General features: G+C 71.0%; 17 protein-coding genes. 8 read left to right on the top strand and 9 right to left on the bottom strand.

Annotated elements, in window-relative coordinates; all coding sequences use genetic code 11:
• Positions 1-17 precede the first annotated feature (17 nt).
• Entirely contained in the window at positions 18-959 is a 942-nt protein-coding gene (era, locus tag AB0F11_RS08610) for a GTPase Era (RefSeq protein ID WP_361905263.1), read from the top strand.
• Between the two features lie 29 nt (positions 960-988).
• Here era and AB0F11_RS08605 read toward each other — a convergent pair whose 3' ends face one another.
• From AB0F11_RS08605 to AB0F11_RS08590, 4 genes are all read right to left on the bottom strand, one after another.
• A complete protein-coding gene (locus AB0F11_RS08605; protein ID WP_362169800.1) occupies positions 989-1696 on the bottom strand; it encodes a class I SAM-dependent methyltransferase in 708 nt (235 codons plus the stop codon).
• A 119-nt stretch (positions 1697-1815) separates the two neighbouring features.
• Entirely contained in the window at positions 1816-2643 is an 828-nt protein-coding gene (locus tag AB0F11_RS08600) for a GNAT family N-acetyltransferase (RefSeq protein WP_362169798.1), read from the bottom strand.
• Between the two features lie 27 nt (positions 2644-2670).
• Positions 2671-2940 (bottom strand): protealysin inhibitor emfourin, encoded by a 270-nt coding sequence (locus AB0F11_RS08595; protein ID WP_362169796.1) that lies wholly within the window; start codon positions 2938-2940, stop codon positions 2671-2673.
• Between the two features lie 41 nt (positions 2941-2981).
• Positions 2982-4076 carry a M4 family metallopeptidase gene (locus AB0F11_RS08590; RefSeq protein WP_362169794.1) on the bottom strand — a complete coding sequence of 365 codons (1095 nt, stop codon included), beginning with the start codon at positions 4074-4076 and terminating at the stop codon, positions 2982-2984.
• Between the two features lie 366 nt (positions 4077-4442).
• Between AB0F11_RS08590 and leuA the strand changes: the two genes are divergently transcribed.
• Positions 4443-6206, top strand: a complete 1764-nt coding sequence (gene leuA, locus AB0F11_RS08585; protein ID WP_362169792.1) for a 2-isopropylmalate synthase — start codon at positions 4443-4445, stop codon at positions 6204-6206.
• Between the two features lie 98 nt (positions 6207-6304).
• On the opposite strand, the gene AB0F11_RS08580 is transcribed toward leuA, so the two are convergent.
• Positions 6305-7063 (bottom strand): SDR family NAD(P)-dependent oxidoreductase, encoded by a 759-nt coding sequence (locus AB0F11_RS08580; protein ID WP_362169790.1) that lies wholly within the window; start codon positions 7061-7063, stop codon positions 6305-6307.
• 203 nt (positions 7064-7266) lie between these two features.
• On the opposite strand from AB0F11_RS08580, the gene AB0F11_RS08575 reads away from it, so the two are divergent.
• The 5 genes from AB0F11_RS08575 to AB0F11_RS08555 all read left to right on the top strand — a co-directional run bounded on the left by AB0F11_RS08575 (position 7267) and on the right by AB0F11_RS08555 (position 12353).
• Complete coding sequence (locus AB0F11_RS08575; RefSeq protein ID WP_362169788.1) at positions 7267-7962, top strand: TerB family tellurite resistance protein; 696 nt, start codon at positions 7267-7269, stop codon at positions 7960-7962.
• A gap of 507 nt (positions 7963-8469) precedes the next feature.
• Entirely contained in the window at positions 8470-10068 is a 1599-nt protein-coding gene (locus tag AB0F11_RS08570; protein WP_362169786.1) for a nucleobase:cation symporter-2 family protein, read from the top strand.
• An 84-nt stretch (positions 10069-10152) separates the two neighbouring features.
• Positions 10153-10899 carry a DNA repair protein RecO gene (recO, locus tag AB0F11_RS08565; RefSeq protein ID WP_361905235.1) on the top strand — a complete coding sequence of 249 codons (747 nt, stop codon included), beginning with the start codon at positions 10153-10155 and terminating at the stop codon, positions 10897-10899.
• A gap of 23 nt (positions 10900-10922) precedes the next feature.
• A complete protein-coding gene (locus AB0F11_RS08560) occupies positions 10923-11750 on the top strand; it encodes an isoprenyl transferase (RefSeq protein ID WP_362169784.1) in 828 nt (275 codons plus the stop codon).
• 48 nt (positions 11751-11798) lie between these two features.
• Entirely contained in the window at positions 11799-12353 is a 555-nt protein-coding gene (locus AB0F11_RS08555) for a YcxB family protein (protein WP_362169782.1), read from the top strand.
• On the opposite strand, the gene AB0F11_RS08550 is transcribed toward AB0F11_RS08555, so the two are convergent.
• The 4 genes from AB0F11_RS08550 to AB0F11_RS08535 are packed head-to-tail and all read right to left on the bottom strand — an operon-like array spanning position 12350 to position 15485.
• Positions 12350-12781, bottom strand: a complete 432-nt coding sequence (locus AB0F11_RS08550) for a transcriptional repressor (RefSeq protein ID WP_362169780.1) — start codon at positions 12779-12781, stop codon at positions 12350-12352. The two genes, AB0F11_RS08555 and AB0F11_RS08550, sit on opposite strands and share 4 nt — an antisense overlap.
• Positions 12782-12832: 51 nt before the next feature.
• Positions 12833-13696 (bottom strand): metal ABC transporter permease, encoded by an 864-nt coding sequence (locus tag AB0F11_RS08545; RefSeq protein WP_362169778.1) that lies wholly within the window; start codon positions 13694-13696, stop codon positions 12833-12835.
• Complete coding sequence (locus tag AB0F11_RS08540) at positions 13696-14487, bottom strand: metal ABC transporter ATP-binding protein (RefSeq protein ID WP_362169975.1); 792 nt, start codon at positions 14485-14487, stop codon at positions 13696-13698. The genes AB0F11_RS08545 and AB0F11_RS08540 overlap by 1 nt, the downstream gene beginning before the upstream one ends.
• A 23-nt stretch (positions 14488-14510) precedes the next feature.
• Positions 14511-15485 carry a metal ABC transporter substrate-binding protein gene (locus AB0F11_RS08535; RefSeq protein ID WP_362169776.1) on the bottom strand — a complete coding sequence of 325 codons (975 nt, stop codon included), beginning with the start codon at positions 15483-15485 and terminating at the stop codon, positions 14511-14513.
• Between the two features lie 157 nt (positions 15486-15642).
• Between AB0F11_RS08535 and AB0F11_RS08530 the strand changes: the two genes are divergently transcribed.
• A complete protein-coding gene (locus AB0F11_RS08530) occupies positions 15643-17025 on the top strand; it encodes a glycine--tRNA ligase (protein ID WP_362169774.1) in 1383 nt (460 codons plus the stop codon).
• The last annotated feature ends 13 nt before the right edge of the window (positions 17026-17038 follow it).

Below are 17038 nucleotides of genomic sequence, written 5' to 3'. Positions count from 1 at the left end.
CGGGGAGAATGGCCCGTATGAGCGATCGTTCCCCCGAGTCCACCGGCCCGCACCGTGCGGGCTTCGCCTGCTTCGTCGGCCGCCCCAACGCGGGGAAGTCGACCTTGACCAACGCACTCGTGGGCACCAAGGTCGCGATCACCTCCAACCGGCCGCAGACCACCCGCCACACCGTCCGCGGCATCGTGCACCGCCCCGACGCCCAGCTCGTCCTGGTCGACACCCCGGGTCTGCACAAGCCGCGCACGCTCCTCGGCGAGCGGCTGAACGACGTCGTGCGCACCACCTGGGCCGAGGTCGACGTCATCGGCTTCTGCCTGCCCGCCGACCAGAAGCTCGGGCCCGGCGACAAGTTCATCGCCAAGGAGCTCGCGGGGATCAAGAAGACCCCCAAGATCGCCATCGTGACCAAGACCGACCTGGTCGAGTCCAAGCAGCTCGCCGAGCAGCTCATCGCGATCCAGCAGCTGGGCGACGAGCTCGGCATCGAGTGGGCCGAGATCGTCCCCGTCTCCGCCGTCGGCGACAACCAGGTCCAGCTGCTGGCCGACCTGATCGCGCCGATGCTGCCGGAGAGCCCGCCGCTGTACCCGGAGGGCGACCTCACCGACGAGCCCGAGATGGTGATGGTCGCGGAGCTGATCCGCGAGGCCGCCCTGGAGGGCGTGCGCGACGAGCTCCCGCACTCCATCGCCGTCGTGGTGGAGGAGATGATCCCCCGGGAGAACCGCCCGGCGGACCGGCCGCTGCTCGACATCCACGCCAACGTCTACATCGAGCGGCCGAGCCAGAAGGGCATCATCATCGGCCCGAAGGGCTCCCGCCTGAAGGAGGTCGGGATGAAGTCGCGCAAGCACATCGAGGCGCTGCTCGGCACCCCCGTCTTCCTGGACCTGCACGTGAAGGTCGCCAAGGACTGGCAGCGCGACCCCAAGCAGCTGCGCAAGCTCGGCTTCTAGAGCCTTTCCGTCCCCGGAGCCTGGCTGCCCTACGGGAGCCGGCGCACCTTCACGGTGTTGTCGGCCCGGGTCCCGGGCCGGCCGTCGGGGCTGTGCTGCTCGCGTACGTACTCCTGCGCGCGCAGGACCTCCCAGGCGCCCTCGGGCAGCTCCAGCTGGGCGAGGACCTCGCCCGGGGTCGGGAAGTCGATCCCCGGGCGCCCCTCCTCCTGCTGCCAGGTGGCCCACCCGCCGTGGCCGACCACCAGCAGGATCCCGCCGGGGGCCACGGCCGCCGCGGCGGTCCGCAGGACCCGGGCCCGGGGGAAGTCCCCGTAGTTGTGCAGGAAGCAGGCCGAGACGAGGTCGAACTCCCCGGCGGGGAAGGACTCGGCGAGGTCGTGCTGCCGCAGCTCGACGCGGTCGGCGACGCCCGCCTCGGCGGCGTGTGCGGCCGCCCGCTCCAGGGCCACGCCCGAGATGTCGGTCCCGGTGACCCGCCAGCCCCGGCGGGCCAGCCAGACGGCGTCGGCGCCCTCGCCGCAGCCGAGGTCGAGGGCGCGGCCGGGGGCGAGTCCCCCGACCTCGCGGACGAGGTCCGCGTTGGGCCTGCCGCTCCAGATGCGGTCGCTCTCGCTGTAGCGGGAGTCCCAGAACTCGCGGTCACCGGCGGGCGGCCCGGACGGGGTCCCGGCGTGGTGGTGGGCGTGGTCGTCGTGGGAATGCGTGTGCTTCCGGCGGGGGCTGTGCTCGGACACGGGGGTCCCTTCCTCTGCTCGGTCGAGGGGCTGCCTACGTCCCCGATGCTGCGCCGCCCGCCGCAGCACCGCCAAAGACCTTTGCCGTTTCGGCAAGCCCCCCGCGCAGCCGGGGCCCGCTACGCCCCGGCCGTCTCCCCGTCCGCCGCGGGTTCCGCGATCAGGGCCGTGGCCACCGTGCGGAAGCCGGCCCGGGCGTAGATCCGGGCCACAGCCTCGTCGCCGGCCGAGAGGAAGACCGTACGGGCGCCGCGGGTGAGGGCGTCGGCGACCAGGGCCGAGGTGACGGCGAGGGCCAGGCCGCGGCGGCGCGCGGCCGGGAGGGTGCCGACGCCGGCGACCTCGGCGACGTCGCCGACCGGGTTGTACTGGCCCGCGGCCAGGACCACGCCGTCCTGCACCGCCACGGCCAGGGCCGTGCGGCCGGACGCCAGCATCTCCGACACCGCGCCCCGGCGGGCTTCGGCGGCGGGATCGGCCGTCGCCGCGGCGAGCTCGGCCGGCCCCGCCGCGCCGACGGCGGTTCCCGGGTCGGCGAAGGCCAGCGCCGTCACCGTCACCGCGGCCCCGAGGAGCGGGTCGTCCGCGCCGAGGAGGCGGACGTCCGGGTGCGCGGGAGGCCGCGGCGCGGACGGCTCCAGCACCATCAGCGGATGCGCGTGGACGTGCAGCCCGGCCGCCTCGACGGGGGCCCGCAGCCAGGGGCTGGTTTCGGCCACCCATTCGAAGGCCCGGGGGACGTCCAGCTCCTTCTGGCGGGCCAGGACGCGCTGCACGTCGGCCGGGCCGGCGCCGGAGCTGCCGAGGGCGGGCCGCGCGTAGTACGGCCAGCCCGCGCCCTGGCGGACGAAGAGGGTCAGCGGGCCGAAGTCCTCGGCCCGCGCCCCTCCCACGCGCGGCACGGTGTCGTAGTACTGCTCGAGCCGGGACAAGAAGGCGGGTGTCATCCGGCCATACAAACAAAGGCGCCCTGCTCAGGCACCTTCTTTGAGGACCCGGGAGATCAGGGCCCGCTGGGCGTCGGACAGGTGCGGATCGTGGCAGGTCACCGTCCGCCCGTCGACCGTGATCCGGTACGAGAAGCCGTCGCGTACCCGGGCCGCGGCCGAGGGCGGCGCGGCGGGCCGCAGCGCCAGCTGGGCGAGGGCCCGCCACTCGTCCTCGTCGGGCCGGCCCGAGGTGTCCACCTCGGCCCGGCGCTCGATGCCCGCGAAACCGCCCGTCCGCACCACCAGAATCCGCATGCCCGCCTTTCTACCCTGGTTGCCGTCCCGGAAGGCGCCGCTCAGCCCAGGCCGACCGTGGACCACGCCTTCTGCAGCGCCTGGTGCTCCGCGCCGCCCTCGCCGAAGCGGGCGACGGCGGCCGCCGTCGACAGGCGCGCGAAGTCCGCGAACGTGGCGTCGGAGGCCAGCTCCCCGCCGGTCAGCGTGTCGTACCAGATCAGCCCGGCCCGCTCCCAGGCCTTGCCGCCGAGCTCGGTGGCGGCCAGGTAGAAGGCGTGGTTGGGGATGCCGGAGTTGATGTGGACGCCGCCGTTGTCGCCGGAGGTCTTCACGTAGCCGTCCATCGTGGCCGGCTGCGGGTCCTTGCCGAGCTCGTCGTCGTCGTACGCGGTGCCGGGGGCCTTCATCGAGCGCAGGGCGACCCCGCTGACGTCGGGGCCGAGCAGTCCGGCGCCGATCAGCCAGTCGGCCTCCTCGGCGGTCTGGTCCAGCGAGTACTGCTTGATCAGCGAGCCGAAGACGTCGGACATCGACTCGTTCAGCGCGCCCGACTGGCCGTGGTACTCCAGGTTGGCGGTGTACTGGGTGACGCCGTGGGTCAGCTCGTGGCCGATGACGTCCACCGACACCGTGAAGTCGACGAAGAGGTCGCCGTCCCCGTCGCCGAAGACCATCTGGCTGCCGTCCCAGAAGGCGTTGTTGTAGTCCTGGCCGTAGTGGACGCTCGCATCGAGGGCCAGCCCGGCGCCGTCGATCGAGCGCCGCCCGAAGGCCTTCAGGAACAGCTCGTACGTGGCGCCGAGGCCGGCGTACGCGCGGTTGACGGTGGCGTCCTTGACCGGGTCCTGGCCCTCGGCGCGGACCTTCCTGCCGGGCAGCCGGGTGCGGTGCTGGGCGTCGTAGATCGTCCGGTGCGGATCGTCGCCGGCGGACGCCGCCGCGGTCGGGGCCACGGCCCGGACGGCGGTGATCCGGCGCCGGGTGCGCAGGGCGGCGTCGTGTTCGAGGGTGCGCAGCGCGGCGTCGGCGCGCCGGGCGATCCCGGACCGGGCGGCCTTGTCGAGGAGGTGCGGCGGCACGACGGTGCAGAACACCGGGTGGCGGTGGGTGCGGCCGAGGCCGTGGGCGGAGGCGAAAGCGTGGGAGGCATCCATCCCGGCAATGTGGCAGCGGGTCACGTCACTGTCACTACCTGCAACCATGATTCATTCGGTTGTCTGAAAGCGGTCGCGGCGCATTGACGGATCGGCCGGACCTCGGGCGGGCGGCAGAGACGTAGCTCACATTTGGTATAAATCGGACAGGGGGGTCTTGCATACTGAAACAGGTCCTCGCGTCACGGCGCGGCTCGGCTAGGCTCGGTCCATCATGCGTTTCGGGCTGCTTCTTCTTAGCTGCCGCGGCGAGGGTCTGTAGTCGTAGGCCGACCCCCTCCCCGCGGAGTTTGGTGTTGCGGTTTTTACGACCGGAAGTCGGCCGTCCCAGCGAACTACACGCGGACACGCGAGGAGCCCAACGTCATGAGCCAGCAGCCTTTTGTCGGTCGCCCCACGCCCATCACCAACGCGACCCACACCCAGCAGCCCTCCGGCATGCCGATCCACAAGTACGGCTTCTACGAGCAGGTCGACCTGCCGGGCCGTACCTGGCCCGACGCCCGCGTCACCAAGGCGCCCCGCTGGCTCTCCACCGACCTGCGCGACGGCAACCAGTCGCTGATCGACCCGATGACCCCCGCCCGCAAGCGCGAGATGTTCGACCTGCTGGTGCGCATGGGCTACAAGGAGATCGAGGTCGGCTTCCCCTCCTCCGGCGAGACCGACTACGCCTTCGTACGCTCCATCATCGAAGAGGGCGCGATCCCGGACGACGTCACCATCTCCGTGCTGACCCAGGCCCGCGAGGACCTGATCGAGCGGACCGTGGAGTCGCTGGTCGGCGCCAAGCGCGCCACCGTCCACCTGTACAACGCGACCGCCCCGACCTTCCGCCGGGTCGTCTTCCGCGGCTCCAAGGAGCAGATCAAGCAGATCGCCGTCGACGGCACCCGCCTGGTCATGGAGTACGCCGAGAAGCTGCTGGGCCCCGAGACCGTCTTCGGCTACCAGTACAGCCCGGAGATCTTCACCGACACCGAGCTGGACTTCGCCCTGGAGGTCTGCGAGGCCGTCTGCGACGTCTGGCAGCCCGGCCCCGGCCGCGAGATCATCCTGAACCTGCCCGCCACCGTGGAGCGCTCGACGCCGTCCACGCACGCGGACCGCTTCGAGTGGATGGCCCGCAACCTGACCCGCCGCGAGCACATCTGCATCTCCGTGCACCCGCACAACGACCGCGGCACCGCCGTCGCCGCCGCCGAGCTGGCCCTGATGGCCGGCGCCGACCGCATCGAGGGCTGCCTGTTCGGTCAGGGCGAGCGCACCGGCAACGTCGACCTGATCACGCTGGGCATGAACCTGTTCTCGCAGGGCATCGACCCGCAGATCGACTTCTCCCAGATCGACGAGATCCGCCGCACCAGCGAGTACTGCAACCAGATGCCGGTCCACCCGCGCCACCCGTACGCGGGCGACCTGGTCTACACGGCCTTCTCCGGCTCCCACCAGGACGCCATCAAGAAGGGCTTCGACGCCATGGAGGCCGACGCGGCCGCCCAGGGCAAGACCGTCGACGAGATCGAGTGGGCGGTCCCGTACCTGCCGATCGACCCCAAGGACGTCGGGCGCTCCTACGAGGCGGTCATCCGGGTCAACTCGCAGTCCGGCAAGGGCGGCATCGCGTACGTCCTGAAGAACGACCACAAGCTGGACCTGCCGCGCCGCATGCAGATCGAGTTCTCCAGGATCATCCAGGCCAAGACCGACGCCGAGGGCGGCGAGGTCACGCCGAAGGCGATCTGGGACATCTTCTCGGACGAGTACCTGCCCAACCCGGAAAACCCGTGGGGCCGCATCCAGCTGCGCTCCGGTTCGACGGCGACCGACAAGGACGGCACCGACACGCTGACCGTCGAGGCGGTCGTGGACGGTGTGGAGACGGTCCTGAGCGGCACCGGCAACGGTCCGATCTCGGCCTTCTTCGACGCGCTGGCCGGCATCGGCGTCGACGCCCGCCTGCTGGACTACACCGAGCACACGATGAGCGAGGGCGCCTCCGCCGTCGCCGCCTCCTACATCGAGTGCGCCATCGACGGCCGCGTCCTGTGGGGCATCGGCATCGACGCCAACACCACCCGCGCCTCCATGAAGGCCGTCATCTCCGCCGTGAACCGCGCGGGCCGCTGACCGGCCGGGCTCACCGCGACGCGCTGCCCCGTCCCCTCGCGCCACGGCGAAGGGGCGGGGCAGCGCCGTCCGCGCTCCGGGGCGCGGTCCGGCCGCCGTCAACGGGCCAGGTAGCCGCCGTCCACCGGGAGCACCACGCCCGTCACGAACGAGGCGGCGTCGGACGCCAGGAAGGCGATGACGCGCGCCACCTCCTCCGGTTCGCCGAGCCGGCCCATCGGGTGGGCGGCGGACATCTCCTCGAGGTACTCCCGCCCGCCCGGCTCGTCCGCCAGCGCCCGCACCCGCTCCGTACGGATGGTCCCGGGCGCCACCGCGTTGACCCTGATGCCCCGCGCCGCCCACTCCACCGCGAGGTGCTTGGTCAGCCCCGAGGCCACGAACTTCGCCGGCCCGTAGGCCGCCTGCCGGGCCTGCCCGGCCACGCCCGAGATCGAGGACACGCACACGACGGCCCCGCCCGGGTCCTCCTGAGCGGTCATCGCCTCGATGGCGTACTTGCAGGTCAGGAACATCCCGCGGCCGTCGATCGCCATGACCCGGTCCCAGTCCTGCGCAGTGGTCTCCCGTACGTCCGAAAGGGGGAGCACCCCGGCGTTCGCCACGGCGACGTCGAGCCGCCCGTACGCGTCGACCGCGGCCCGCACCATCGCCCGGTTGGCCTCGGGGTCGGCGACGTCCCCGGTGACGACGGCGATGCCGAACCCCTCCGCGGCCAGTTCCGTACGCAGCGCACCCACCCCGGGGGCGTTGATGTCGGCCGCCGTCACGCGGGCGCCGGAGCGCGCAAGCAGGGCGGCGGTGGCGCGGCCGATCCCGCTCGCGGCGCCGGTGACCAGACAGGATTTCTCGTTCACGCGGCGAGCGTAGGGACCACGGGCGCACGGCCGGGGGAGGCGCGGGGGCACAGACCGGCCAACTGCGCGCGGTGGCACATGTTGTCTTGTCACACGACTGACGAAGCCTCACCGATGTGGCTAACATCACGCCAACCCGGGCTACGCTGCCCGGGGTTCCCGCCCGCGCCCGCAGGGCCGCGGGGGAGAGACGGAGGTGCGACGTGCTGCCAGTTCGGGGTGGGGACGGCCGGAAGCTGACGGTCTGGGGCATCCGCACCACGTGGAGCACCGTGGGCGACGGGGAGTTCTTCTGCCCCGACTGCGGCGGCGACCGCAACTACCGCCGGCGCACCGGACGCCGCCGGTTCACCGTCCTCGGGGTCCCGCTGCTGCCGCGCGGGCAGGCCGGGCCCGTCGTGGAGTGCCAGGGCTGCCGCGAGCGCTTCGACACCGAGGTCCTCGGCCACCTCACCACCACCCGCTTCTCGGCGCTGCTGCGCGACGCCGTGCACATCGTGGCCCTGGCCGTGCTCGCTGCGGGCGGCACCTGCGCGCGCGGGGCGCTCGACGCCGCCGTGTCGGCCGTACGGGCCGCGGGCTTCCAGGACTGCACGCAGGAGCAGCTGGAGTCCCTCGTGGAGGCCTTGGCCCGCGACGAGGGCCGGCTCGGGCTCTACGACGGCCCGGACTGCTGCGGCGCGGCGCTGGCCATCGAGCTGCACGAGGCGCTGGAACCGCTGGCGCCGCACCTGGTCGGGCCCGGCCGGGAGTCGATCCTGCTCCAGGGTGCCCGCATCGCCCTCGCGGACGGCCCGTACACACCGGCCGAGCGGGAGGTGCTCGCCACGGTGGGCGCGGCCCTGCGGATCGGCTCCGATGAGGTCAGCCGGCTGCTGTCGGCGGTCAGCGCGCCCTGAAATCCGGCCGAAACCCGGCAGTAACCGCGCCGAAAGAGGTAACAATCCGGCCTCGCCCCGCTGAATTCGCGCCATTCGAGGACCGCTCCGGCATCGGTGATTCCACCAGGTGGACACCCGGAGCGGTCCTTTCGTATTTGCCGTGAGCGGCGGCGCTAAGTGCATTCGTGCACGTCGGAGCCGCTGCCTTCGCATTCGTGCAGGTGGCGCAGGGGCCTGGGAGGGTACAGTGCTTACCTCCTCGGGTACGGCCCGCGCTATTGGGCGAACGCACAAAGCCGAAGCTCTTCAAGGTCAACAATTTGTAGAAGTCTCCGATATCTGTGGGCTCTCCCACAGGCGTTCAATTCCGGTCACACGACGAAACTCTGCCGGTAACACAGCGGGGGTTCGATTCCACGTGAACGCAACTGAAACCCTGGCGAACCAACGGGATAGCGACCCACTTCGACCGGGGATAACCAGAAATTCCTCTCGATTACCTACCTCTTGAAGGGCAAGGCAGAGATGGCACGTGTCGCCGCCCGGCTCCCCGAAACCGGAGAGCAGAGCACCCACCCGGTCGACGAGGTGCTCCCCCTTCCCAAACTCGCCCTCTACGGCTTCCAGCACGTATTGGCGTTCTACGCAGGCGCGGTCATCGTGCCGATCATCGTGGGCGGAGCGCTCAAGCTCTCCACGGAACAGCTGGTCTACCTCATCAACGCTGACCTCTTCACCTGCGGCATCGCCTCGATCATCCAGGCCTGGGGCATCGGCCGGATCGGCGCGCGCCTGCCGCTCATCCAGGGCGTCACCTTCACCGCGGTGTCGCCGATGATCGCCATCGGGCTCGGGGCCGGCGGCGGAACCGCCGCCCTGCTGGTCATCTACGGCGCCGTCATCACGGCCGGCATCGCCACCTTCGCGTTCGCCTGGCTGCCCCCGCAGGCCTTCCGGGCCGTGATGCGCCTGTTCCCGCCCGTCGTCACCGGCTCGGTGATCACGGTGCTCGGCATCGTGCTCATCCCGGTCGGCCTCAACGACGCCGCCGGCGGCCTCGGCAGCCCCGACTTCGGCGACCCGAAGAACTTCGCCTACGCCGGCGGCACCATGCTCTTCATCCTGGTCCTGATGAAGCTCGGCCGGCCGTTCCTGTCCAGCATCGCGATCCTGCTCGGCCTGGTCGGCGGCACCCTCGTCGCCTTCCTGCTCGGCGACGCGAAGTTCGGCGACGTGAGCCAGGCCGACTGGGTGGGCGTCACCACGCCCTTCCACTACGGGGCGCCGAAGTTCGAGTGGTTCCCGATCGTCCTGATGCTGATCGTCATGCTGATCACCATGGTCGAGACCACCGGTGACACCTACGCGGTCGGCGACATCGTCGGCAAGGAGGTCGACAGCGAGACCGTCGCCCGCGCCCTGCGGGCCGACGGCGCCGCCACCGCCCTCGGCGGCGTCCTCAACTCCTTCCCGTACGTGGCCTTCGCCGAGAACGTCGGCCTGGTGCGGATGACCAAGGTCAAGAGCCGGTTCGTGGTGGTCGCCGCGGGCGCCTTCATGATCCTGCTCGGCCTGCTGCCCAAGGCCGCCGCGATCGTCGCCTCCGTGCCGCACGCCGTCCTCGGCGGCGCCGCGACCGTGATGTTCGCGATGGTGGCCCTGGCCGGTATCCAGACCCTGGGCAAGGTCGACCTGAAGGAGGAGAAGAACGCGCTGATCGTGGGCGTCTCCCTGGCCTTCGCGCTGCTCCCGGCCACCGTCCCGGTGTTCTTCAAGGAGCACATGAACGCCGATCTGTCCTCGCTGCTCAACAGCGGTGTCACGCTCGGCGCCACGGCCGCGATCGTGCTCAACCTGATCTTCAACGGCCTGGGCAGGGACGACGCGCACAGCGCCGCCCCCCGGGCAGAGCTGCCCGCCCAGGCGGCAGCCCCGAAGGACGGCGCCGAGCCGGCCGCGTCCGCCGAGTCCGCCGAGTCCGCCGAGGCCGCGGAGGCCGCGGGCGCCGCCGAGCCCGCCGACAGCACCGTCGCTGTGGCCGTCGTCGCCGACGCGGGTGCGGACGAGGCTGCCGGAGCCGAGAAGAAGCCGGACGCGGACGAAGCCGCCGCAACCGCCTCCTGATCCTCCCAAGGGGTGACGGCCCTGCGCCCGGACCTTGTCCGGGCGCAGGGCCGTCGCTGTGCCCGCACAGGCGACAATGGGCGCATGAGTCTGTTCCGCGACGACGGCATCGTGCTGCGCACCCAGAAGCTCGGCGAGGCGGACCGCATCATCACGCTGCTGACCCGCGGCCACGGACGCGTGCGGGCCGTCGCCCGCGGGGTGCGGCGCACGAAGTCGAAGTTCGGCGCCCGGCTGGAACCTTTCTCCCACGCCGACGTGCAGTTCTTCGCCCGCGGCAGTGAGCTCGTCGGCCGCACCCTCCCGCTGTGCACCCAGACCGAGATCATCGCCCCGTACGGCAACGGCATCGTCACCGACTACGCCCGCTACACCGCCGGCACCGCGATGCTGGAGACCGCCGAGCGGTTCACCGAGAACGAGGGCGAGCCCGCCGTCCAGCAGTACCTGCTGCTCATCGGCGCCCTGCGCACCCTCTCGCGCGGCGAGCACGACCCGAACCTCATCCTCGACGCCTTCCTGCTGCGCTCCCTCGCCGTCAACGGCTACGCGCCCAGCTTCGAGGACTGCGCGAAGTGCGGCATCCACGGCCCCAACCGGCACTTCTCGGTCTCCGCGGGCGGTGTCGTCTGCGGGGACTGCCGGGTCGGCGGCAGCGTCGTACCATCTGCTGAGGCCATCGGGCTGCTCAGCGCCCTGTTGACGGGGGACTGGGCAACCGCCGACGCGGCGGAACCGCGGTACGTGCGCGAGGGGAGCGGACTCGTTTCCGCCTATCTGCACTGGCATCTGGAGCGCGGACTGCGCTCCTTGCGTTACGTAGAGAAGTGACCGAGATCGGAGACCAAAGCGCCATGGCAGTACGCGGATTCCTGGGACGCTCCCGCCGCGAGTACACGCTTCCCGAGCCGCACCCCTCCGGTGCCCGGCCCCCGAAGATCCCGGGTGAGCTGGTCCCGGAGCACGTCGCCATCGTGATGGACGGCAACGGCCGCTGGGCCAAGGAGCGCGGCCTGCCGCGCACCGAGGGCCACAAGGTGGGCGCCGAGCGGGTCCTCGACGTCCTGCAGGGCGCCATAGAGATGGGCGTCAAGAACATCTCCCTGTACGCCTTCTCCACCGAGAACTGGAAGCGCTCGCCCGACGAGGTGCGCTTCCTGATGAACTTCAACCGCGACTTCATCCGCAAGACCCGCGACCAGCTGGACGCGCTCGGCATCCGGGTGCGCTGGGTGGGCCGGATGCCCAAGCTGTGGAAGTCGGTGGCGAAGGAGCTCCAGGTCGCGCAGGAGCAGACCAAGGGCAACGACAAGCTGACGCTGTACTTCTGCATGAACTACGGCGGCCGCGCCGAGATCGCCGACGCCGCCCAGGCGCTCGCCGAGGACGTCAAGGCCGGCCGGCTGGACCCGTCGAAGGTCACCGAGAAGACCCTCGCGAAGTACCTGTACTACCCGGACATGCCGGACGTGGACCTGTTCCTGCGCCCCAGCGGCGAGCAGCGCACCTCCAACTACCTGATCTGGCAGAGCGCCTACGCCGAGATGGTCTTCCAGGACGTGCTGTGGCCGGACTTCGACCGGCGCCACCTGTGGCAGGCCTGTCTGGAGTTCGCCCAGCGCGACCGCCGCTTCGGCGGCGCCGTCCCGAACCAGGTGGAGGCGGGCGGCTCCGAGGGCTGACGAAGTGCGATCGACCCGGTCCCGCCGCGGCCGCTAGGCTCCGCTGTCATGGACATGAGAGAAGTGGAGCCGGCCGCGGCGGCCGGAGCCGGGGAAGGCGTCGAGCTCGTCTACGAGGTCACCACCGCCGACCTCGCGCAGGCCATCCGCGTCCGCAGCAGGGCCACGCCCGCACTGCGCCGGCAGCGGTGGCTGATGCCGCTCCTGGGGGTCCTCTCGCTCCTGCTGGGCGGCAGCACGCTGCTGACCGGCCGCGGCGGGTCGAAGTCGCTGATGTTCCTCGGGATGGGCCTGCTGCTGTGCGCGGCCACGCTCTACGGTCCCCGGCTCCAGGCGCGTGCCTTCGCCGGGATGCTGGCGAAGGCGGGCCGGACCCGGACCGTCGTCGACGCCTGCGGGATCCGGGTGACCACGCAGCTGTACTCCTCCCGCATGGACTGGTCCGCCCAGCCCGTCTACGCCGAAACGCCCGACGCGTTCATCACGCTCGACATCGACAAGCGGGCGGCGGCCATGACGATCCTGCCCAAGCGCGGAATCCAGGTCCCCGCGGACGTGGACCGGCTGCGGGAGCTCCTGGATGCGAACCTGAAGCGGATCTAGGCGGCGGCGGACGCGCAGTCGGCGCAGGTGCCGAAGATCTCCACCGTGTGGGCGACGTTCACAAAGCCGTGCTCTGCGGCGATCGACTCCGCCCACTTCTCCACCGCCGGGCCCTCCACCTCGACGGCCTTGCCGCAGCCGCGGCAGACCAGGTGGTGGTGGTGGTCCCCGGTGGAGCAGCGCCGGTAGACGGACTCGCCGTCGCTGGTGCGCAGCACGTCCACCTCGCCGGCGTCGGCGAGGGACTGGAGGGTGCGGTAGACGGTGGTCAGGCCCACGGAGTCACCGCGGTGCTTGAGCATGTCGTGCAGTTCCTGGGCGCTGCGGAACTCGTCCACCTCGTCCAGCGCCGCCGCGACCGCTGCCCGCTGCCGGGTGGATCGTCCTCGTACTGGCGCGGTATTCGTCTCGCCAGGCGCAGTCGCCACCGGTTCCTCCTCGTATCGGCCTTGCCCCATTGTGCCAGGCGGCCGCTCCTCCTAGACCTTCACGTCGTCCCGGGTGCAGACCTCCTCGGCCACCCGGGCGGCCTTCGCACGGCGCCTGGCGACGGGCGCGGACAGGGCCGTCGTCGCCGTGAAGACCCCGATCGCGAGCAGCACGATCGTGGCGCCCGACGGCGCGTCGATGTAGTACGTGGCGGCCGTACCCGTCAGCGACACGGTGAGGCTGACGGCCACGGCCAGGCCCAGCGTGGTGGCGAAGCCCCGGGTGAGCCGCTGGGCGGCCGCGACGGGGATCACCATCATGGCGCTGACCAGCAGCAGGCCCACGATGCGCATGGCGACGGTGACGGTGACGGCGGCGGTGACGGCGATCAGCAGGTTCAGCGCGCGCACCGGCAGGCCGGTCACCCGCGCGAACTCCTCGTCCTGGCAGACGGCGAACAGCTGGCGGCGCATGCCCACGGTGACGGCGAGGACGAACGCGGCGAGGACTGCCATCGCGGTGACGTCCTCGGGCGCGACCGTGGTGATCGAACCGAACATGGCGCTGAGCAGGTTGGTGGTGGAGCCGCCCCCCACGTTGATGATCATCACGCCGCCGGCCAGACCGCCGTAGAACAGCATCGACAAGGCCACGTCCCCGCTGGTCTTTCCGCGGGAGCGGATCAGCTCCATGCCGACGGCTCCGACGACCGTCACCAGGGTGGCCATCCACACCGGGCTGGCCTGGAGGACGAAGCCGAGCGCGACACCGGTCATCGCCACGTGGCCCAGACCGTCGCCCATGACTGCCTGGCGGCGCTGGACGAGGTACGTGCCGATCGCGGGCGCGGTGACGCCCACCAGCGCGGCGGCGATCAGGGCCCGCTGCATGAAGGCGTCGTTCAGGAGGTCCATCAGCTCAGCAGTCCCGTCCGCAGGGGTTCGGCGTCGTGCGCCGCGTGGGGGTGTACGTGGTCGTGGCCGGGCAGGGCGTGCTGGCCCACGGCCTCCGGCGGCGGCCCGTCGTGGACGACGCAGCCGTCGCGCAGCACCACGGCCCGGTCGATCAGCGGCTCCAGGGGGCCCAGCTCGTGCAGGACGAGCAGGACGGTCGTGCCGGCGGCGACCTGCTCGCGCACGGCGTTCGCCAGGACCTCCTGGTTGCCGAGGTCGACCCCGGCCATCGGCTCGTCCATGATCAGCAGCTCGGGCTCGACGGCGAGCGCCCGGGCGATCAGCACGCGCTGGTGCTGCCCGCCCGAGAGCGCGTTGACGGAGGCGCCGGCGTGCGCGTCCATGCCGACCAGGGCCAGGGCCCGCTCGACGGCGGCCCTGTCGGCCTTGCGTAGGACCCCGAAGCGGGTGCGGGCCAGCCGGCCGGAGGAGACGACCTCGCGGACGGTGGCGGGGACGCCGCTGGCCGCGGTCGTGCGCTGCGGGACGTACCCGATCCGCGACCAGGCGCGGAAGCGCTTGAAGTCGGTGTCGAACAGGGCCAGCTCCCCGCCGGACAGCGGCACCTGGCCGACGACGGCGCGCACGGCGGTGGACTTGCCGGAGCCGTTGGCCCCGAGCAGCGCGACGACCTCGCCGCGCCGGACGGTGAGGTCGACCCCGCGCAGCACCGGGCGTGAGCCCAGCGAGGCGCTGGCCCCGCGCAGGGATATGACGGGCTGGTCCGTTGCCTGGTCGGGCTGGAACTGCATGGCATGCGCCTCCGATACTGCCGTCACTTGTTGCCGAACGCCTTCTGGAGGTTCTTCAGGTTGGACCGCATGACCTCGAAGTAGTCGGCGCCCTGGGACGTGTCGGTGATGCCCTCGAGCGGGTCGAGGACGTCGGTCTTCAGACCCGTGTCGCCGGCGAGGGCCTTGGCCGTCTTGTCGCTGGCGAGGGTCTCGAAGAACACGGTGGAGACATTCTCCTTCTTCGCCAGCTCCTGGAGCTCCTTCATCCGGGCCGGGCTCGGCTCGGACTCGGGGTCGACGCCGGAGATGCCCTCTTGGTCGAGGCCGTAGCGCTCGGCGAGGTAGCCGAAGGCGGAGTGGGTGGTGATGAAGGTCTTCGAGGCGCTGTTCTTCAGACCGTCCTTGAACTCCGTGTCGAGCGCGGCGAGTTTGCCGGTCAGCTCGTCGGTGTTCTTGCGGTAGTCCGCCGCGTGGCCGGGGTCGGCCTTCTCCAGAGCCGCGCCGACGCCCTTGGCGATCTCGGCGTACTTCACCGGGTCGAGCCAGACGTGCGGGTCCTTGCCGCCCTCGTCGCCGTGGTCGTGGGCCTCCGCGTGCTCGCCCGAGCCCTCGTGGGCGTGGTCGTGACCGGCCGAGCCGTGGGCCTCCAGCTCGGTCAGGGCGGCGGCGTCCACGACGTTCTTCACGCCGGACTGGGCGACGGCCTTGTCCACGGCGGGTTGCAGGCCCTTGAGGTAGACGATCACGTCGGACTCGCCGAGCCGGCCGGTCTGCTTGGGGGTGATCTCCAGGTCGTGCGGCTCGACGCCGGGCTTGGTGAGCGTGGAGACGCTGACGTGGTCTCGGCCGATCTGCTCGGCGAGGAACTGCAGGGGGTAGAACGACGCCGTCACGGCCACCTTGCCGTCCTTGCCGCCGTCCGGGTCGGAGGCGCCGGAGCAGGCGGTGAGGGTGGTGGCGCCGAGGGCGACGGCTCCGGCGAGGGCGGCGGCGGGTATGAGGCGACGGGCGTTCATGACATCCATTTTCATCAAATATGGAAACCGTTGTCAAAAACCCTGGTGGGGGACGGGGGTGGCCCCGGCCGTGGAGGGGTATCCGAGTTGAAAGGGGGGGTGCGGACGCCGGTAACCTGAGGCATTCGCCGTTCGTCCTCGTAATGAAGAGAGCACCGTGGCCGCCGACAAGATCGAAACCATCGTCAGCCTGAGCAAGCGCCGTGGCTTCGTTTACCCCTGCAGTGAGATCTACGGCGGCTCCAGGGCTGCCTGGGACTACGGTCCGCTGGGTGTCGAGCTCAAGGAGAACATCAAGCGCCAGTGGTGGAAGGCCATGGTCACCGGGCGTGAGGACATCGTCGGCCTCGACTCCTCCGTGATCCTGGCCCCCGAGGTCTGGGTGGCCTCGGGCCACGTCGCGACCTTCTCGGACCCGCTGACCGAGTGCACCTCCTGCCACAAGCGCCACCGTGCCGACCACCTCGAAGAGGCGTACGAGGCCAAGCACGGCCGCCTCCCCGAGAACGGCCTGGCCGACGTCAACTGCCCCAACTGCGGTGTGAAGGGCCAGTTCACCGAGCCGAAGCAGTTCTCCGGCATGCTGGAGACCCACCTCGGCCCGACCCAGGACACCGGCTCCAAGGCGTACCTGCGCCCCGAGACCGCCCAGGGCATCTTCACCAACTTCGCCCTCGTGCAGACCTCCTCGCGCAAGAAGCCGCCGTTCGGCATCGCCCAGATGGGCAAGTCCTTCCGCAACGAGATCACGCCGGGCAACTTCATCTTCCGCACCCGCGAGTTCGAGCAGATGGAGATGGAGTTCTTCGTCAAGCCGGGCGAGGACGACCAGTGGCAGGAGTACTGGATGCAGGAGCGGTGGAACTGGTACCGCGACCTGGGCATCCGCGAGGAGAACATCCGCTGGTACGACCACCCGAAGGAGAAGCTGTCCCACTACTCGAAGCGCACCGCCGACATCGAGTACCGCTTCAACTTCGGCGGCAGCGAGTTCTCCGAGCTCGAGGGCATCGCCAACCGCACGGACTACGACCTGAAGGCCCACTCCGCGGCCTCCGGCCAGGACCTCACCTTCTTCGACCAGGAAGCCGGTGAGCGCTACACCCCGTACGTCATCGAGCCGGCGGCCGGCGTCAACCGCGCCATGCTCGCCTTCATGCTCGACGCGTACAACGAGGACGAGGCCCCGAACGCCAAGGGCGTCATGGAGAAGCGCACCGTGATGCGCCTCGACCCGCGCCTGGCCCCGATCAAGGTCGCCGTCCTGCCGCTGTCCCGCAACGCGCAGCTGTCGCCGAAGGCCAAGGGCCTCGCCGCCGACCTGCGCAAGAACTGGAACATCGAGTTCGACGACGCGGGCGCCATCGGCCGCCGCTACCGCCGCCAGGACGAGATCGGTACGCCGTTCTGCGTCACCGTCGACTTCGACACCCTGGACGACAACGCGGTGACCGTGCGCGAGCGCGACACCATGAAGCAGGAGCGCGTCTCCCTGGACCAGATCCAGGCCTACCTCGGCAGCCGCCTGCTGGGCTGCTAGGTCCCGCTTGAAC

Source organism: Streptomyces sp. NPDC032472 (assembly GCF_040636955.1).
In the GTDB taxonomy this organism is placed as follows: domain Bacteria; phylum Actinomycetota; class Actinomycetes; order Streptomycetales; family Streptomycetaceae; genus Streptomyces.
This window is presented reverse-complemented; position numbering and strand designations above follow the sequence as displayed.